The sequence below is a fragment of the uncultured Parabacteroides sp. genome (genome assembly GCF_905196875.1).
Classification (GTDB): Bacteria; Bacteroidota; Bacteroidia; order Bacteroidales; family Tannerellaceae; genus Parabacteroides.
Genome location: NZ_CAJJWO010000001.1, coordinates 99313 through 117111, shown reverse-complemented (window position 1 = coordinate 117111; position 17799 = coordinate 99313). Strand labels below are relative to the sequence as shown.

Here is a 17799-nt window from a genome sequence, read left to right as displayed (position 1 = left end):
ATAAACTTCCGATCAAAACCTTTTAATTATGTTAGTAAAATCCTATGCTGCTGCCGTGCAGGGCATTTCTGCAACCATCGTGACCATTGAGGTGAATTGTACAAAAGGTATCCAGTTCTTTCTGGTAGGCCTTCCCGATGTGGCTGTCCGCGAAAGTCACGAACGTATTATCTCCGCCCTCCAGGTAAGCGGATATAAGTTTCCCCGTAACCGTATCGTTATTAATATGGCTCCTGCCGATATCCGGAAGGAAGGTTCATCGTACGACCTGCCGTTGGCTATCGGCATACTGGCGGCTGCAGAAGAGTTGGATGCTTCGCGGCTGGATCGTTTTCTGCTGATGGGGGAACTGTCGCTGGACGGAAGCCTTCAACCGGTAAAAGGCGTCCTTCCGATAGCAATCAAGGCGAGGGAAGAAGGCTTTAAAGGATTTATCCTCCCGAAGCAGAATGCCCGTGAGGCGGCTGTCGTGAACGACCTGGATGTCTACGGAGCTTCGAACATCAAAGAGGTGATCGAGTTTATAGCAGGTAAACGTGAGTTGCAGCCGACGGTCGTTAATACGCGGGAGGAGTTTTACGCCCGTCAGCAACTTTTCGAGTTCGACTTCTCCGATGTACGTGGTCAGGAAAATGTGAAACGTGCCTTGGAAGTGGCTGCTGCAGGTGGTCATAACCTGATTATGATCGGCCCGCCGGGAAGCGGTAAGTCAATGTTGGCAAAACGTCTGTCTACGATCCTTCCTCCGTTCACTTTGCATGAATCGCTCGAGACGACAAAGATCCATTCCGTAGCCGGGAAAATAGGGGTGGAGACATCCCTGATGGTACAACGCCCATTCCGTTCGCCGCATCATACCATTTCGAATGTGGCGATGGTAGGGGGCGGTGCTTATCCACAGCCGGGAGAAGTCAGTCTGGCGCATAACGGTGTGCTTTTCCTGGACGAACTACCGGAGTTCAACCGGAGTGTTCTTGAAGTGATGCGGCAGCCGTTGGAAGACCGGAAGATAACTGTTTCACGTGCCCGTTTCTCAGTCGACTATCCGGCCAGTTTTATGCTGGTGGCTTCGATGAATCCGTGCCCTTGCGGGTATTACAACCATCCCGACCGTCCCTGTCTCTGTCCTCCGGGAGCGGTGCAGAAGTATATGAACCGTGTATCGGGGCCGTTGCTGGACCGGATAGATATACAGGTGGAGATCGTGCCCGTTCCTTTTGAAAAGATCTCAGAGCAACGTCCTTCCGAACCGAGTGTCGATGTCCGTGAGCGGGTGATCCGGGCACGTTCTGTCCAAGAAAAACGTTTTGCCGGCCACGAAGGTGTTTATTGTAACGCCCAGATGAGTACCCAACTTCTTCATACATATGCTGTCCCCGACGCTGCCGGGCTGGCTCTTCTCAAAACAGCCATGCAGCGCCTGAGTCTTTCCGCCCGTGCCTACGACCGTATCCTCAAGGTGTCCCGCACCATCGCCGACCTCGACAGTTCCGAAAAGATAGAAGCCCGCCACCTGGCCGAGGCTATCAATTACCGGAATCTGGATAGGGAGAGCTGGGGATTGTAGGAAAAATGTAGTTGTTTTTATTGAATAAAATGTAATTAATTAGTTACCTTTGTATGGAAGAAGAAAGTGATATCGTACGTATAAGAACAGTGGATGTTACTCCTGAATTTGAAGATTTTTATGAAGATCTCAATCGCGATATTCAGGAAAAGTTCAAAATGGGTATTGCAGCTCTTGAAACGAAAAAAGTATTAAGTACGAAGTTGGTAAAAAAGTTGGTTCATCCTCCTTTCTATGAAATGAGGATTTCTTTGGGAAATAATGAATATCGAAGAGTGTTATTTGCACTAGATGATAGAAACATAATTTTGTCTACAAAAGTCTTACTGCTGAACGGTTTTCTTAAAAAGTCAACCAAAGACTATGATAAGCAAATAAAGAAAGCATTAAGAATTATTGAAAAATATGACTTATGAAAGATATAGAAGTTAGAAATAAAACGAAGTTTTCTAGTTTTAGTGACAAGTTAGCTAAAGAATATGGTGAATATGGAACCCCGGAACGTGATGCCTTTCAAGCAAAGGTCTTAGCTTGGTATAATGAAGAAATACTCGGTGATCGTGGTGATAAGGTTTCACGCCTTCATCCCCAGTCTAGCCGTTGATTAATAAAAGATCATAAATGAACCCGGTTTTCATTCCGGGTTCATTTGGCCTTCATAGAGCCTTCATTCAACTTTTATTACATGCCAGAGGTTGCCCCTCATCGTATGTCTTTTCGCTATTTCGTTCTTTATGAGGACACGGGCGAAGGTATTCATATTGGTTCTGCTTAGCTGTACGCCGCTGCGTTTTTGCATATCCAGCAGCATCTCGGTGGCCGACAGCCAAAGACCTTCCTCTCCCGGTTCCACCTTCCGGTAATATTGAAGGAGTAACTGCTCTTCAGCCGGGCATTGCTGGAATCCTCTGTTGTCCTGCATGATAGCGACCTCTTCCTCATGCGTGAACCAATACCGCTCTTCACGCTTCAATGCTTCGAGTGCCTGTGCATACAATTGCTCGTAACAGATTGTCCGATTATTGTCGATCAGTCCGGTAAGCTCGATACAAAGGAAACGGCGGCTACCTGTCGGATCGGACAGCAGGTCGAGATTGTTGCAGGTCGCCATGAACGAACCATACCGTTGCCGGCTGCGAACGCTCTGCCCGTACGGTTGCCTGATCTTGACTTCCGGCTTCTGCAACAAATGTTTCAGGAAAGCCTGCTGCGTGGAACTGATCGAATCGAACTCATCCAGGTTGATCAACGCAAAACGTCCCAGCGCCATTTCCGCTTCCCGCCGACTGCTGAAATCGAGACTTTCGGCATAATACTCCCGCAGCTCCGGCGGTAGGAGCGACCGGCACCAGGTGGACTTGCCGCATCCCTGCGGTCCCACGATAAGCGGAACCACACTGTTGGCATGCATCCTGTCTGTCTGCCGCCATTGGGCAACCATTCCCAGGAACCAGATATAAAAACGATCCCGCCACTTCCCGTTTTCCACCGGTAACGAGTCGGCCAGGCTGCGTATCCGGTCTTTTCCGTCCCAGTCCGGTAGATTTCCGAGATAAGTATCCAGCGGATCATAAGAAGGTGTTGCCGTGGAAAAGATGAAACGTTTCACATCCCTGTCCCACAACTCGATCCCTTCTTTCTGTGCCTCTATGCTGATCGTGTTGATCACCTCATCCGTCACCGGGCGGAATCGGAAACAGAAGGAGCACTGCTCCCGGTATTCCATGTCACCTCTCAGTTTGTTACGCCGGAATTCATAGCGGCGCGACATGAAATCATCCAGCTGTGCCATCAATACCTGTCCAGACGAAAGCTCCGGCTTGCCGCCGAAATTCTTCTCCAGCAGGTAACAGGTATGTATCGTTTCCCGCAGTTCCGGCTCGAACTTGCGGAAGCCCGTATGCAACAACGTCCAGCGTACGGCATCCTCTTCCGGTACCCCGTTGTGGAAACAATGTTCGGCCAGGTTTACCAGAAACGCCTGCTTATCGGTTTCCGCTTTGGGAACCGGTGTAGCCATCAGTGTCTTTTTGAGTGCCACGTTATACAATCGGGCGATGATCTGGTAACGTTCGTAACCCGGCATCAAGCGGTGCAGCGGCTCTTTCTTTTCTTTCGCTCTACTTTCTGTCTGCATTTCATCCGGCTCCTGCTGTGGTTGGGGCATACGGATCGCGATCGCGTCGGGATTATAATAAAGTCCGGGATCGAACGTGTAGCGAACCCCTTTCGATGGCGAAGCGCTGGTCGGTGTAACCTGCTGCTGCAACTGTTCTCCGTAGAAGATGGCTGCCCGGCGATAGGCATGTGCGTGAAACAACCCGATCTGTCGTTCTTCGTCCGGTAATGAACCGTCCTGTAGCGTGAAGCGTGTCAGTATTTTTACGCTTCTACCGCTCGATCCGACAAAGGCCGCCAAAGTTTGAAGGATTTCCGTCGCTTTTCCCCGTATTTTCTCCGCTTCAGAGCGGTTGGCAAGCCGATTGATTTCTACCAGGATGATACCGTTATACCGTTTTAGGACGGAGCTGCCCGACGATCGGTTGTAAACTCCGCTGAAAACCGTCACCGGCAACTTCTCCACATCGGCCGGATGGCTTTCCGGCATACAATAATCCAGCATTTCGCGAAACGCCGTTACCGGAATTTGTTTTTGCGCTGTCCGCATCTCTTCCAGCAGGGTTGCCAACGCAATCTTTTTCATCTTTTTGTTCGTGCTTTTGTAAATAGTTGCTTCCATATCTATTGATTTTTGATGTTTCTGTCAGCAAATATACAATTGCCATACCCGGTTTAAAGAACACTCCGACCGATAGTTATCCGGTTTTTGCTCTGTCCGCTACTAATAAATAAGTCGTTGTATCTTATGGTTTTATTCTTTATATCTTAGATGCCGACTTCTTATTCTTCTCCCAATTGTGATAAGATCTTTTGTCAGCTGTCAAATAATCTTTCGGCACTAGGCAAATAATCTTCCGACAATTGTCAAAAGATTACTAAGTAGGGACAAAAACAATAAGCACTAGTATATTAACCTATAATTGAATACTATATGGGAGCTAATTACAAAATGGAGCGAAACCCCAATCCCAAAGGCGCGAACGATGAGATGCCGTTGCATCCCCGCCTGATCCCTCATAATACTTACAGTATTAGAGAGTTGATGCGATACGGCAAAGAGCGGTCTACTTACTCGGAAGCCGATATTGCAGGCGCACTGCGACTGATAACCGATCTGGTGGCGGAAAATCTGCGTTCGGGAAATAATGTTGAGATCGAAGGGCTGGGATTTTTCAGCGTCTCGCTTCAGTCGCGCCCGGTGATGGACAAGAAGGAGTTGCGAAGCGAGTCGGTGCATTTTAAGAACGTAAACTTCAGATGCAGCCAGTCGTTGAAAGACAGGCTGAAGACAATGCCGCTTACCCGTTTGAAAGAAGAAAAGTCGCGTACTTTCAACGATGATGAGAAATTCCGCCGGCTGCAATGGTATATGGATCGCCACCCATATATCACCGTTATGAAATATCGTGGATTGAACGGTTGCTCGGATTATGCGGCACGGAAAGACCTGGCCGGATTTGTGGAGACCGGCACTCTTGAAGAGACCGGCACCCGCCATATAGCGATCTATACCCGCCCCGCCGGGAACGATGAACCGGAACCGGGTAGCCTGATCGTCGATTCAAATATTACGACGGATTAGTCTTTTCGGATGAAGGCGGAATGAAGGCTGGTATGAATGCTCCCGGTTGTGTATTTGTGTTGTAAGTTGCTTTGTATTAGTTTAATATGGAGCATATGAAGGCATGAACGCACTTTTTGTGGAAAAACAATTTTGCACTCGAGTTCTTGCAGAACTATGTCTTTTCGTCATTTCCATTTCCCTCATCTACCTATTTTTGCGGTTATTGTCTAACCTTAATATTATACCTTAATTCCGCAGCTTATTAGTTTAAGAGTAGTTATAAGTACCTGAGCAATAATAAATTGCTCAGGGTTTTGCCATGTCAGGATTTTCACTTATCTTAGTGCTGCGAAACAAAAGAATAGCAAAACACTGATACGACATGGCAAAAATACAAATAAAATCTGAGAAACTTACACCGTTTGGTGGTATATTTTCAATCATGGAACAATTCGACTCCATGCTTTCATCTATAATCGATTCCACGCTTGGTCTCAGATGCAGTCTTTTCGGTTATCAATATAGTGAGATTATTCGTTCGCTTATGAGTGTCTTCTTCTGTGGCGGCTCATGTATAGAGGATGTTACCACCCACCTCATGCCACATCTTTCACTTCACCCCACTCTCTGTACTTGCAGCGCCGATACTATCCTTAGAGCTATTAAAGAATTGACAGTTAGTAACATCTCGTATACATCGGAAATAGGAAAGAGCTATGATTTCAATACTGCCGACAATCTCAACTCTCTTCTGATTGATTGTTTATTTGCCACAAACGATTTAAAAGTGGGTGAAGAATACGATGTTGACTTTGATCACCAGTTCATTGAGACTGAAAAGTATGATGCAAAGCCTACTTACAAGAAGTTTCCTGGCTACCGACCTGGTGTTGCTGTTATTGGCGACAAGATTGTCGGCATAGAGAACAGTGACGGCAATACCAATGTGCGCTTTCATCAGAATGACACCTTGAAAAGATTTTTTGAACGGCTGGAACGGAAAGGACTTATAATTAGGCGATTTAGGGCTGACTGTGGTTCTTGCTCCGAGGATATTGTAAGTGAGGTGGAGAAACATTGCAAGCAGTTCTATATCCGTGCCAACCGTTGTAGCTCACTCTATGACAGCATTTTTGCTCTCAAGGGATGGAAAAGGGAGGAGATAAACGGAATAGAGTTCGAGCTTAATTCCATCCTTGTAGAAAAATGGAAGGGAAAGGCATATCGACTTGTTATTCAGAGACAGAAGCGTGACAATGGTGACCTTGACTTATGGGAAGGCGAGTACACATACCGCTGTATTCTTACCAATGATTACGAGGCATCGGTCAGAGAAATCGTAGAGTTCTACAACATGCGTGGAGAAAAGGAACGTATTTTTGATGATATGAACAATGGATTCGGATGGAACAGACTTCCCAAATCATTCATGGCTGAGAATACTGTATTCCTTCTTCTGACAGCTTTGATTCGTAATTTCTACAAGACTATTATGCAGAAACTTGATGTGAAGAAGTTTGGGCTCAAACAGACAAGTCGTATAAAAGCGTTTGTCTTCAAGTTTATTTCCGTCCCAGCAAAATGGATTAAGACTTCAAGGCGACATGTGATGAATGTTTATACATGCAATCAAGCTTATGCCAAACCCTTTTTGATGGATTTTGGCTGAGAGTGAAGAAAATATTGGTAAAAACAGCGTATTGTCTCAAGTCGCTTTATGGGGTAAGGGGTAGTGATTGTGATTACCGAGGCTATCAAGCCTTTTTATAGGGTAATTGCTCGTAATTATCACGAACTTGGTTTAAACTCAGCTTGTTGATGGCAATTGCGGATTTGAGGTTATATACTAATGTCTATGCACTTTTAATCGAGTGCAAAGTAACCTTGAATTGTAAACTCTCGCAAGGTCTATTTGTGCGATTTACTGTCCTTTTTATTAGATATGTCTTAAAACATATTAACTAACTTACTTTATTATATACGATATGGTACCGGAAAGGATAATATTGGTGTTCTATTTATAAGAAAAAGACGACATCCTTTGAAAAATAATAAATACATTTGTATCCAGTAAAAAAGCAAGCAAATGAACGCAAATATACCCAAGGAGCTACCCAAACTGGACATACCCGAAGACTGGATCGTAGGGATGGACATCAGTCGGGAAATACTGAATATGTATACCAATTTTCCCTGTCGACTGAAGGCCGGTATCTTCGTGCTTTGCATGGGTGGAGAGATCGAGGCTTCGATCGATATGACCCAATATAAGGTAAAAGAGAACGATTTCGTGACAATCATCCCCGGTAGTATCCTTCAGATACATAAGGTGGAAGGGGATCTGAAGATCTTTTTCCTGGGATATTCCTCACAGTTTATCACGGAAGCCAATGTGATCAAACCGACACTCGATATCTTCTATACGATAAAGGCCACGCCCGTCATCCCGCTGAAAGCGGAAATCGCCGCCATCATACAGGATCATCTGGCCTTACTTGCTAAAACGTATCTTACCTTTTACGGGAAAATAAGTAAAGAGGTAATCAAACACATACTTTTCACACTGGTTTACGGACTGGGGGAATTGTATAAAGACATCCGGACGATAAAAACCATACTGGGCAAAAGCGAAAAGATTGCGCACGACTTCACACAGCTGGTCATGCAATATTACAGCCAGGAACGAAATGTGGCCTTCTATGCCGGTAAACTGGGTATTACACAGGCACATTTGAGCACTACGATACGGCAGGTCACTGGGAAAACATGTATGGATATCATAGCTTCGATGGTTATTATGGATGCAAAGGCACAATTGAAATCAACGGATGCATCGGTACAAAACATCGCCTACTCGCTCAACTTTACCAATATGTCTTTCTTCGGCAAATACTTTAAACGACATGTCGGCATGGGGCCGCAGGAATACCGGAATAGCTGAGTCCTGCAAGAACTGTGGCATTATTTGCATGTATTTCTGTATTAATAATAGGTTTATTTGCTTGTGATGACCAGAAAGACGGTTCTTCCGCTCATTCGGGGAAACTCCGTTTAAGTTTGACTGCTGATACTACCTCCCTGAAGAAAGGAGTGAACTCAAATCTGACGAAAGCTGTTTCGGATGAGTTTGAGAAATTCCTGACCGTAGAAGATTACCAGATCCGTATCGTCACCGACAAAGATACAGTAAAATCTTACGACCGCTTCGACAAAATGCCTTCCGAGATCGAACTCCCCGAAGGTGCCTACACAATAGTAGCTTCCAAAGGTACCGACCTTCCTGCTGCATTTGAAAATCCTTATTTTGAGGGGAGTACGGCGTTTACAATTAAGGAAGATATGAGTACTCCGCTGGATATGACTTGTACGCTGGGGAATGCACGCATTACTGCCGAATATACAGATGATTTCAAAGAAGCGTATTCCGACTATACGGTTCTGTTAAGCTCTTCCTTTGCTACTACCGAATTTGAGATTGCCAAAGGGGAAACGCGCCCGGCTTACCTGCAAGTGGCAAAAGAGGGCACCGATGTAGCCATCGGTATCCGTTTAAAGAAAATAAACGCAGAAGAAGAAAAAACATATTACGTGCCGACTGCTTTAAAACTGGAACGCCGCCAGAATGTACGCCTGGTGTTCAAGACGGATGGAGAAGCGTTGGAAGGGATCGGGCTGGAAGTTGTATTGGATGATGCAATGGAAGAAATGACGTTTACAACGGAGATACCGGATTTTATGTGGCAGCAGTTTACGAAGCCGACACTGGTTGCTGATGGGTTTGAGGATGGGGATGAATTTACTGTTAAGACAAGTACTTTCTCCTCTGATCTGTCTGTTGGTTTTGGAATGCCCGGTGGTATTGGGCATTTATATGTTAAGTGTTGGGCAGAAGATGTTGATGAAGAAGAGGCAACTCTGTTTGATCTGGCAACAAAGGAAGGTGTTGAAGCTGCTTTGAAAAATAATTTGAGTTGGGAAGTCAATGGAGATAAAAACCTAAATCTTTCGGAAGTTAGAAAAACGGGTGTTTTGTATTTAAAAGAGGCTATCCGCAATTTGAAAGCACCGGAAGAAGGAACAACTACTTATACCTATCATTTTTATGGTACAGATGCTACCGGAAAAGAACAGGCAACAACTCCATATCCTCTTGTGCTGAAAATTAAAGTACAAGCAGGTAATTTACCAATTGTCGACTTTGCCGGTTTTCCTGAAGCTGAAATAGTAGAAGGTAATACACTGTCTAAAGAGAGTGTTGCGGTTGTGACTATGGAAGGTGGAATAAATAAGAGTGAAACAAAATTAGTCGTAGGCCATGATAATACCAATCAAGAGTATCCATTTACAGAGGATGGTATTACAAAGTTAGAGAAGGATTATGATATTCAGTTAAAGGTGGAAAATACATCAGCGACTGTTACTTTTCCGAAGACGTTTACTGAGCGGTTGGTTGCATCAGAAATTGGTTATACGGATTACAAATTCTCTTTCAAATTGAAAGATGAGAATAATAAGGTGTCTGAATCTCAGAAACCTTATGTGATAAGAATAAATGCACCTGATTTCGATTTCTTAACGGATGAGGGAGCTGCTTTTGCCAAGCGAATTGTTTTGCGAACGGATTTGCGTAGTGGCGATCCGAGTAAATTGAGATACCAATATCGGACACATGATGCTTCCGAATGGATTAATGTAGGAGCTATAACACTTAAACCGGAAACATCCGGATCGACAATTTATAAGTATACACTTGATGGATTGGAATTTAATACAGAGTATGATCTTGCTGTTATATATAATGATAAATATCGCAAAGAAACAACGGTAAGGACGGAAGATCCAGTCTATAATATTCCTAATGCAGGGTTTGAGGAGTATTCTAGTGAAATGGTTTGGGAAAAAACGATTTTTCTCTCAGGAGGATTGAAAATCTATGCATTCTATCCCTATCTAAATAGTGGTGATAAATGGTGGAATACCAGTAATAGAACTACAACTCAATCTGTGGGAGATGCGTCGTGGTATTATTGTGCATTTTCAGGGGTTGTGCCAATCAAAGAGCTTACTTATGCTGCTACATCTCATTTAAATAATTATGGCGGTCAATCTTTAGGTATATCTGCGCATGGAGGAGAGAATGCTATGGAGATATCTACTGTGGGTTGGGGAGGTAATAATTGGACCTCTCAGAGTAGTGCACAGAATGATGTAGATTATCGTACAGCCGGAATGTTATATATAGGTGATTATGATCTAACAAATCATAAGGAGTCTCTTGGTAAATCCTTTTCAACTCGTCCTTCGGGTGTGAAATTTTATTATAAATTTTATTCTTATAATAATGAGACTACTAAGGCTTATGCTCAATTGTGGGATGAGGATGGATCTTCTATTGGGTATGGAGAGTTAAAAATAAAAACGGCTACGGATGAATATATGGAAGGAGTTATTCCTATTGATTACACTGTAATGAAGAAAGCTGCTAAAATGACTGTTGTCTTTTTGTCTACAGATGTGTCTCAACCTGCAACTTTAGCTATTCAAGGGAGTTTGGGTCCTGTAGGTGAGGGTTATGGCGATTCTCGCCATATAGGTAGTGTTCTTACGGTAGATGATGTTTCATTAATATATGAATAACGAGAATATGAAAAAGACAATATTATATACTTTATTCTTACCCCTTCTCGCTGCCTTTACCGCATGTAGCGAAGGAGCGGACTTGGATAACTCTCCTTATACCGATGGTATGGGTGGTTTAAGCCTGAAAAATAGTACTTCTACAAATATTACCATTCCGGTAATTACAAAGAGTGCTGATTTTAGCGATATCGAGGTCGATAACTTTTATGTTGGAATCCTTAAGGCCGACGGATCAGTAGCTAAAGAGTTCGATACTTTTACCGGATTGGTGGATGCAGGACTTCCATTAGTTTTGCCGCATGGTGACTATTCGGTTATTGCCAGTTCCTATAAACTAGGAGATATCAAAGTATCGGCTACCCCCTATTTTGTTGATCAGCGGAACTTTACAATCGAAGAGAAGACAACGACTAATGTCGATTTGAAATGTACCTTTAAAAGTTTAGGTGTAGAACTTGCTCTTTCGGAACAATTCAAAAAGATGCTGGAGTTGAAACCGAATAATTATAGTTATAAAGTAACCGTTTCCAACGGTGTTGCCGACTGGGAATTTACTCCTGACAAGATGGATTCCGGTTATTTCATCGACCCTTGCGATGAACTGCTCATAAAAGTGACAGTTCGTTTAGGTAGTGGCGACCAGTGGTATCCGGAACGGACGTACCGTGTAAAGAATAATACAAATTCTCCTAAACTAGGTGAGTATTATATCATTAATCTGGATGCAGGAGAGCAACCCCAAAAACTTTCTTTAAAGGCAGTATCATTAACTGATAAAATAGAGGAATGATGTTTATGCGTACATTATATATATTATTATGCTGTCTTCCAGTTCTTTTCTCCTGTGAAATGAAAAAGGATTTGCTGGGAGGAGGAAAAGATTCTGAAGAAGGGAAGCCAACCTATGAGAATGTTGGAATGTTGGATCTGGAGCTGAAAGCAGAGAAGGAACCGGATGCTCCCGGTACAAAAGTGAATGGTGACGCTTCACAAAATAACTTAAACCCGGAAGATTTCACCATTTCTATTTTGGATAGCATTGGTCAGACAGTGAAGGTATACGAATCGTATGCTGCTATGCGTGAAGATGGGGAACTTTTGTTGCCAGTTGGGAAATATTCAATAAAGGCCACTTATGGAAGCGATTTGAAAGCCGGTTTTAATACTCCTTATTATGTCGGAGATACGACTTGTGTTGTTTCTGAAAAGGAAGTTGTCAAAGTGGTAGCTGAATGTAAGCTTGGAAATAAAAAGGTACAGTTCTTATGTGATCAAGATTTCCTCTCACGGTTTACTGACAATTATTATATCGTGATAGATAATGGTTCCGGTGTATTAACGCTTACGAAAGAAGAGATGCGTGTCGCTTATTTGAAAGACACCGGTATTTTGCGCTTCACAATGTATGCAACAACGCATGAAAATAATATCTATACTTATTCTTATGATCTTTCAAAAGAAGATTTGATACAGTCGCATAATAACATTCTTATCTTGTTAGGCTCTGTTTCTGACAACCCGAACACTCCCGGAGGAGATGATGATAATCCTTCCGACCCATCCGAACCCGAGGAACCGGAAGATCCGGAAGAACCTGATACTCCCGACAATCCCGATGTTCCGGAATTCCCTGTTAAAGGGCCTGTTATTAAAGTCGACGTGTCTTTGATCGAGAAAGATTATATTATTGAAATACCTTCTGATTTTGTTGATTCGGATAAACCAGATACGCCGGGTGGGGATGATAATCCTGGGGGTAGTGAAAATCCAGGTGGTGGTGATGTACAGAAGAAAATCGCTATTACCGGTTCGCTTGATGGTAAATCATTTAATTTAGGAACAACGCAAACTGTAACAGCAAGTTCTAAAGTCGTTATCAACTTGTATCTTCCCACCGGACTTGCAGGTTTGGATGTATATGTAGAGATAGGAGATGCTATAAAACTCTCTTTGGACTTACTCGACTCTTCTTCCGTTGATGAGGTCAACGAGTTATTATCCGATATGGGGAAAAAATTAATAGTACCTTCAAAGGGGGAGAAAGGCGATTTGAAATTTGATATATCTCCGTTTATGGGTATGCTAGATACGAACAATTCATTCAAAGTATCTTTGAAAGATAAGAATGGAGAGAGTACGAGTGCTACAATAAAGTTGACAAAGAAATAATAGCTTATATGAAACACTATATAAAAGTTTGGTACAGTATCTGCTTGCTGATAGGTCTGTTTGCTTCCTGTAATGATGATCGCAACAATGTTGTCCCTACCGGTATTTTGTATTTGAATGTAGAGGAGGACGGAACTTTGCAGACTCGTGCAACAACAGATGTGACGTATGAGTCATTGCAAGTTGCGATACTAAAAGGCGAGGAAGATACATTGAAGGTCTATAACGATTACTTGAAAGAGGTAAAAGGACAACGGTTGGTACTTCCGGTAGGCAAGTACACAGTGGCTGTTTGTTCTAATGGAGTAGATGGCGCAGGTTGGGAAACTCCTCTTTACCGGGGACAGGAAGAGGTGGAAGTGAAACAGGGAGAAATTACCAATACAAAAATAACTTGTACGATTGCAAATACAAAAGTGTCTGTTGTGTATGGTAAATCAGTACAAGAGCATTTTACCGACTACCAAACAACGGTTAGTAATTCATCTGGATCATTGACTTATACTCGCGATGAATATCGTGCAGGTTTCTTTACCCCGGAGAAGTTGACTGTCCAATTGAAATTGGTGAATAATGATGGTAATGAGTTTACAATAAAGAAAGTATATCCGGATATTGAACCGAAGTATCATTATACTTTTGAGTTTACTATTTCCAATGAAGATACAAGTGATGATGCAGGCGCTGACTTTGATATTGATGTGGATGATGAACATAAGGAGATTACTTATAATATATTTATAAAGAAAGAGGACTTGACTGGTGCAGGCGAACCTTCAATGAAGTTAGGAGGTGCATTTACGGCTGATGGCATTTATTCGTTTAAGAGAACGGAACAAAGCCATAGACCTAATGCAGGAACTATTTGGTTGGATTATACATTGGGCAGTAAGAACTCATTGCAGTCGTTTGTAGTAACTATGAACTCACCAACATTGGGCAAATTGCGTTTTGATATATCAAAAGGGGAAGGTGGTCAGATTGGTTTTCCTGCATTACCCGAATCTCCGGTAGATAGCAGTGATCCTCGTTATGCGACTTACCGGATGGATATATCCGCTATTGTAGAACATCTGGATTGTAAAGACGATCAACCGACACTACATACCTTTACGGTTGATATTTTAGATGATAAATATCAGGAAGTTTCTATGGCTTTTACTATTAAGATAATGCCGGATGTGTCTGCTTATGTGGAAAATCCGATTTGTTGGACAACTTTTGCCGTACTTCAAGGCGTTTGTCTGGATGAAAGTTGTTATTTCAGATTGCAAATAGGAGATGATGTAGGTAATGTTAAAGATATAAGACCGAGTAAGAGGAATAAGAACGATGGCTATATTTCAGCTTTGGTAACAGGGTTGAATGCTGGAAATAGTTATAAATATTGGATTGTTTCAGACGAAAATGCAGATATAAAATGTGAACCGATAAATTTTGATATTCAAAAAAAGATAGAAGTGCCCAATTTGGGGTTTGAAGATTGGAGTGAAAGAAAAAAAGCCGCTGTAGCTTTTGGTATGGGAGGAACATTTATGACTCCAAATAATGTAAATTCGAGTATTTATTGGGATTCAGGGAACTGGGGTGCTAGTGCTGCCGGAGCAACATTAACGAGCAGTACCAGTGAGAATGCTACTGCTAAATCAAGTTTAGGAGCTTTTCTTAAATCTCAGTATGCGGCAAAGTTGGGGGTTGGTGCTTTTGCAGCAGGTAGTGCTTTTGTAGGAGAGGCTCAATCTGTTTCTTCATCAGGAGCTACTTTGAAGTATGGTCATCAGCATAATGGTTATCCAACTTGTCTGAGAGGATATTATAAATATACTCCGGGTACGATAAATTATACAGACACTAAAGGAAGAACGCCTTCAGGAGTAAAGGAAGGAGATACGGACCAGTGTTTTATTTATATAGCTTTAGGTACAAAATCATTAGATGTAGTATCAACAACATCTGAAATTAAAGTATTTAACAAAGAGAGAGAAGGTATATTTGCCTATGGTGAGTATATTACAACAAAGACGGAAGATCGGACAGGAGAATCTACAATAGAATCAGTTTTGAATGGTTATGCTCCATTTAAAATTCCTTTGATTTATAAAGAAAATCCTCCTAAGGATGGTGTAGTATATCTCTTTATTGTAGCAACAGCTAGTCGTTATGGAGATTATTTTACTGGTTCAACTAGTAGTGAATTATATATTGATGAGTTTAGTCTGGATTACGATTACAACGCTGCTTCCTTTGTTGGAACTGAATTTGAAGGTATGACTCCTATAAATATTAATGATTAATGATACATATGAAACGACTCTTATCCTTTACCCTTTTATTAATTATCTGTTTTTCTTTGCCTGCATTGGCAGAGAAGAACAAATACGATCGGGGTATTTTGTTAAAAACCTTTATCCCGAAAGGACAATGGATGGTTGGTACTACTTTTTCATATAGTGAACATGTAGATGAAAATTTTGAATTTCTATCGGTATTGAAGGATATTGAAAGCGATGGATATACATTTAAAGTAACCCCTTTGGTGAGTTATTTCATCCGGGATAATATCAGTATCGGGGGGCGATTCTCTTATTCTCGTTCTTATACGGATCTGGGAAATCTTTCTCTCGAATTGGGAGATGACTTAAGCTTTAGCGTGGAAGATTACAAGGCAACCTCCAATACTTATACTGCTGCTATCTTTCTGCGTACTTATTTAAATCTGGGTGACAGCAAGCGTTTTGGTTTGTTCAACGAGGCGCGCGTCTCGTATGGTTATTCTGAAAGCAACAGTCGTTCCGGTGCAGGAAAGGATCTTTCCGGAATGTATGAACTGAAGCATAATTTGAATATAGGAGTAGCTCCCGGCATCACCTGTTTTGTAAACGATTTTGCGGCAGTGGAAGCTTCAATCAGTGTTGCTGGATTGAACTTTAATTGGTACGATCAGACGAAAGATCAGGTGTATAAAGGAAAACGTACTGCCAGTTCTGCTAATTTCAAAATTAATCTGCTGTCTATCGATTTAGGTATTGTCTTTTATCTGTAAAAACGAAGCATGAAAACGAGATATAGTATTTTGTGTTTATTGCTGATGCTCTTATTACCGGGGTGTGTGGAGAACGATTTGCCTTATCCAACTATCGAAGGAGTGATTGAAGAGTTTGGTGTTGAAGGGGAAACTTCGGTGAAGATTGATAAAGCTTCGTCCAGTATTTCTGTGAAAGTGGCAGATACATTGGATCTGAGAGATCTTAAAGTGACAAAGTTGGTAGTAACAAAGGGAATGAATGTGATACCCGACTCTGCTGCTTGCAAGGCCTTTCAGCATTTTCCGGATACCGGTTTCGTCTCGGTAGACAGTCTGCCTGTCGGTGCTAATACCCGGATGAATTTTAAACAACCGGTATCTTTCCTGTTGCGTTTGTATCAGGATTATGTATGGACGGTAACAGTGGCGCATGAGATTAAGCGTAAAGTAACTGTGGCAAATCAATTGGGCGAATCCCTGATTGATGAAGATAATCATAATGTTGTTGTATATGTAGATTCAACGAACCAGCCTTCTTTGCGTAATATAAAGCTCGAAACATTACAATTGGGTAGTTCTATTGCGAAAATTATACCTGAGAATTGGCAGGAGATAACAGATTTTACCCGTCCCCGTACCTTTCGGGTTTCGGCTTTTGATGAAACGGAGGAGTGGACTGTCAGTGTGGCTTATCCACCTGCCGGCATGTCGTTTACTTCTGTTTCGGCCTGGGCTAAACGGGCTTGTGTAACAGGGAAGACGCAGACCGGACAAGTGGCGGCACGTTATCGCGGTAAACCCCAAACAGAAACAAAAGCTGATTCGGACGAGGGTTGGGAAGAGGTGCTTTCCAGCGAGATCGATATAGATGAAGAAGGTAACTTCTCCCTGGTCTTTACACATTTAAAGCCGGGCATGATGTATGAATATGTACTGACCGTAGATGGCAAGACTGAGGATATAAAAACATTCACTACTGAGGAGATTGAGCTTGTTCCTAACCTTTCACTGGACGATTGGTATAAAGATGGAAAGAGTTGGTATGCTAATCTTGACCTGACGACTGAGAATTATTTCTGGGATTCGGGAAACAAAGGTTCGAATGCAGTAGGTGAAGCAAATCCGACTTCGCCGGAGACAAGTGATGTCGTAAAAGGAAAGGCTGCCCGTCTGGAAAGTAAAACGGTGGCCGGGGTATTTGCTGCCGGTAGTCTTTACTGCGGTACATTCGGTAAAGTGGAAGGTTTGAGTGGTGCTTCGCTTAATTTTGGTCGTCCGTATACCGGTCGTCCTTCAGCTTTGCGTGGTTACTATAAATATAATTCAGGTACGATCGATAAGGCGAAAGATCCTTATAAAGAATTGGAAGGCCGCAAGGATTCCTGCCATATCTATATGGCGTTGTTTTCCGGTTGGTCGGCTCCTTTCCCTGTCAATACAAATACAGGGACTTTCGTTGACCTTAGCTGGAAAAACGAAAATATGATAGCTTTCGGTCAATTGGTTCAAGGTGAAACGGTCAAAAATTACACACAGTTCCGTATAGACCTGGAGTATCGTGATCAGACAACGAAGCCTACTTATATATTGATTGTAGCTTCAGCCAGTAAGTATGGCGATTACTTTACAGGCAGTACGAGTAGTGTGTTGTTGCTGGATGAACTGGAGTTGGTGTTTGAGTAGAAGCATAATATGTAGAAGAAATGGGAGAAA

General features: G+C 42.6%; 13 protein-coding genes. 12 read left to right on the top strand and 1 reads right to left on the bottom strand.

The window, feature by feature from the left end; genetic code table 11:
• Positions 1-28 precede the first annotated feature (28 nt).
• From QZ076_RS00420 to QZ076_RS00410, 3 genes are read left to right on the top strand one after another with little or no spacing between them, the layout of a single operon-like run.
• Positions 29-1567, top strand: coding sequence for a YifB family Mg chelatase-like AAA ATPase (locus tag QZ076_RS00420; RefSeq protein ID WP_293709281.1), 1539 nt, complete (start codon positions 29-31; stop codon positions 1565-1567).
• Between the two features lie 53 nt (positions 1568-1620).
• Positions 1621-1983 (top strand): type II toxin-antitoxin system RelE/ParE family toxin, encoded by a 363-nt coding sequence (locus QZ076_RS00415; RefSeq protein WP_293709279.1) that lies wholly within the window; start codon positions 1621-1623, stop codon positions 1981-1983.
• Positions 1980-2171, top strand: a complete 192-nt coding sequence (locus tag QZ076_RS00410; RefSeq protein ID WP_293709277.1) for a hypothetical protein — start codon at positions 1980-1982, stop codon at positions 2169-2171. Before QZ076_RS00415 ends, QZ076_RS00410 begins: the two co-directional genes overlap by 4 nt.
• A gap of 63 nt (positions 2172-2234) precedes the next feature.
• Here the strand turns inward: QZ076_RS00410 and QZ076_RS00405 are convergent, their stop codons facing one another.
• A complete protein-coding gene (locus QZ076_RS00405) occupies positions 2235-4307 on the bottom strand; it encodes a VapE domain-containing protein (protein WP_293709275.1) in 2073 nt (690 codons plus the stop codon).
• A 312-nt stretch (positions 4308-4619) separates the two neighbouring features.
• On the opposite strand from QZ076_RS00405, the gene QZ076_RS00400 reads away from it, so the two are divergent.
• From QZ076_RS00400 to QZ076_RS00360, 9 genes are all read left to right on the top strand, one after another.
• Positions 4620-5270: an HU family DNA-binding protein gene (locus QZ076_RS00400; protein WP_293709273.1), complete on the top strand. Its 651-nt coding sequence runs from the start codon at positions 4620-4622 to the stop codon at positions 5268-5270.
• A gap of 364 nt (positions 5271-5634) precedes the next feature.
• Positions 5635-6921 carry an IS1380 family transposase gene (locus tag QZ076_RS00395; RefSeq protein ID WP_293709271.1) on the top strand — a complete coding sequence of 429 codons (1287 nt, stop codon included), beginning with the start codon at positions 5635-5637 and terminating at the stop codon, positions 6919-6921.
• 429 nt (positions 6922-7350) lie between these two features.
• Positions 7351-8193, top strand: a complete 843-nt coding sequence (locus QZ076_RS00390) for a helix-turn-helix domain-containing protein (RefSeq protein ID WP_293709469.1) — start codon at positions 7351-7353, stop codon at positions 8191-8193.
• Between the two features lie 14 nt (positions 8194-8207).
• Complete coding sequence (locus QZ076_RS00385; protein WP_293709269.1) at positions 8208-10889, top strand: DUF4493 domain-containing protein; 2682 nt, start codon at positions 8208-8210, stop codon at positions 10887-10889.
• A 7-nt stretch (positions 10890-10896) separates the two neighbouring features.
• Positions 10897-11682, top strand: coding sequence for a DUF4493 domain-containing protein (locus tag QZ076_RS00380; protein ID WP_293709267.1), 786 nt, complete (start codon positions 10897-10899; stop codon positions 11680-11682).
• A gap of 59 nt (positions 11683-11741) precedes the next feature.
• A complete protein-coding gene (locus QZ076_RS00375) occupies positions 11742-13061 on the top strand; it encodes a DUF4493 domain-containing protein (protein ID WP_293709265.1) in 1320 nt (439 codons plus the stop codon).
• A gap of 8 nt (positions 13062-13069) precedes the next feature.
• A complete protein-coding gene (locus QZ076_RS00370; RefSeq protein ID WP_293709263.1) occupies positions 13070-15355 on the top strand; it encodes a DUF4493 domain-containing protein in 2286 nt (761 codons plus the stop codon).
• Positions 15356-15363: 8 nt separating this feature from the next.
• Positions 15364-16104 (top strand): hypothetical protein, encoded by a 741-nt coding sequence (locus QZ076_RS00365; RefSeq protein ID WP_293709261.1) that lies wholly within the window; start codon positions 15364-15366, stop codon positions 16102-16104.
• A gap of 9 nt (positions 16105-16113) precedes the next feature.
• On the top strand, positions 16114-17769 hold the full coding sequence (locus QZ076_RS00360) for a PCMD domain-containing protein (RefSeq protein ID WP_293709259.1): 1656 nt from the start codon (positions 16114-16116) through the stop codon (positions 17767-17769).
• The last annotated feature ends 30 nt before the right edge of the window (positions 17770-17799 follow it).

Excerpts from the sequence above, each read along its gene's own strand:
- QZ076_RS00360 (WP_293709259.1), top strand. The coding sequence starts at position 16,114 with ATGAAAACGAGATATAGTATTTTGTGTTTATTGCTGATGCTCTTATTA.
- QZ076_RS00410 (WP_293709277.1), top strand. The coding sequence starts at position 1,980 with ATGAAAGATATAGAAGTTAGAAATAAAACGAAGTTTTCTAGTTTTAGT.
- QZ076_RS00395 (WP_293709271.1), top strand. The coding sequence starts at position 5,635 with ATGGCAAAAATACAAATAAAATCTGAGAAACTTACACCGTTTGGTGGT.
- QZ076_RS00415 (WP_293709279.1), top strand. The coding sequence starts at position 1,621 with ATGGAAGAAGAAAGTGATATCGTACGTATAAGAACAGTGGATGTTACT.
- QZ076_RS00420 (WP_293709281.1), top strand. The coding sequence starts at position 29 with ATGTTAGTAAAATCCTATGCTGCTGCCGTGCAGGGCATTTCTGCAACC.
- QZ076_RS00375 (WP_293709265.1), top strand. The coding sequence starts at position 11,742 with ATGAAAAAGGATTTGCTGGGAGGAGGAAAAGATTCTGAAGAAGGGAAG.
- QZ076_RS00400 (WP_293709273.1), top strand. The coding sequence starts at position 4,620 with ATGGGAGCTAATTACAAAATGGAGCGAAACCCCAATCCCAAAGGCGCG.
- QZ076_RS00405 (WP_293709275.1), bottom strand. The coding sequence starts at position 4,307 with ATGGAAGCAACTATTTACAAAAGCACGAACAAAAAGATGAAAAAGATT.
- QZ076_RS00380 (WP_293709267.1), top strand. The coding sequence starts at position 10,897 with ATGAAAAAGACAATATTATATACTTTATTCTTACCCCTTCTCGCTGCC.
- QZ076_RS00365 (WP_293709261.1), top strand. The coding sequence starts at position 15,364 with ATGAAACGACTCTTATCCTTTACCCTTTTATTAATTATCTGTTTTTCT.
- QZ076_RS00370 (WP_293709263.1), top strand. The coding sequence starts at position 13,070 with ATGAAACACTATATAAAAGTTTGGTACAGTATCTGCTTGCTGATAGGT.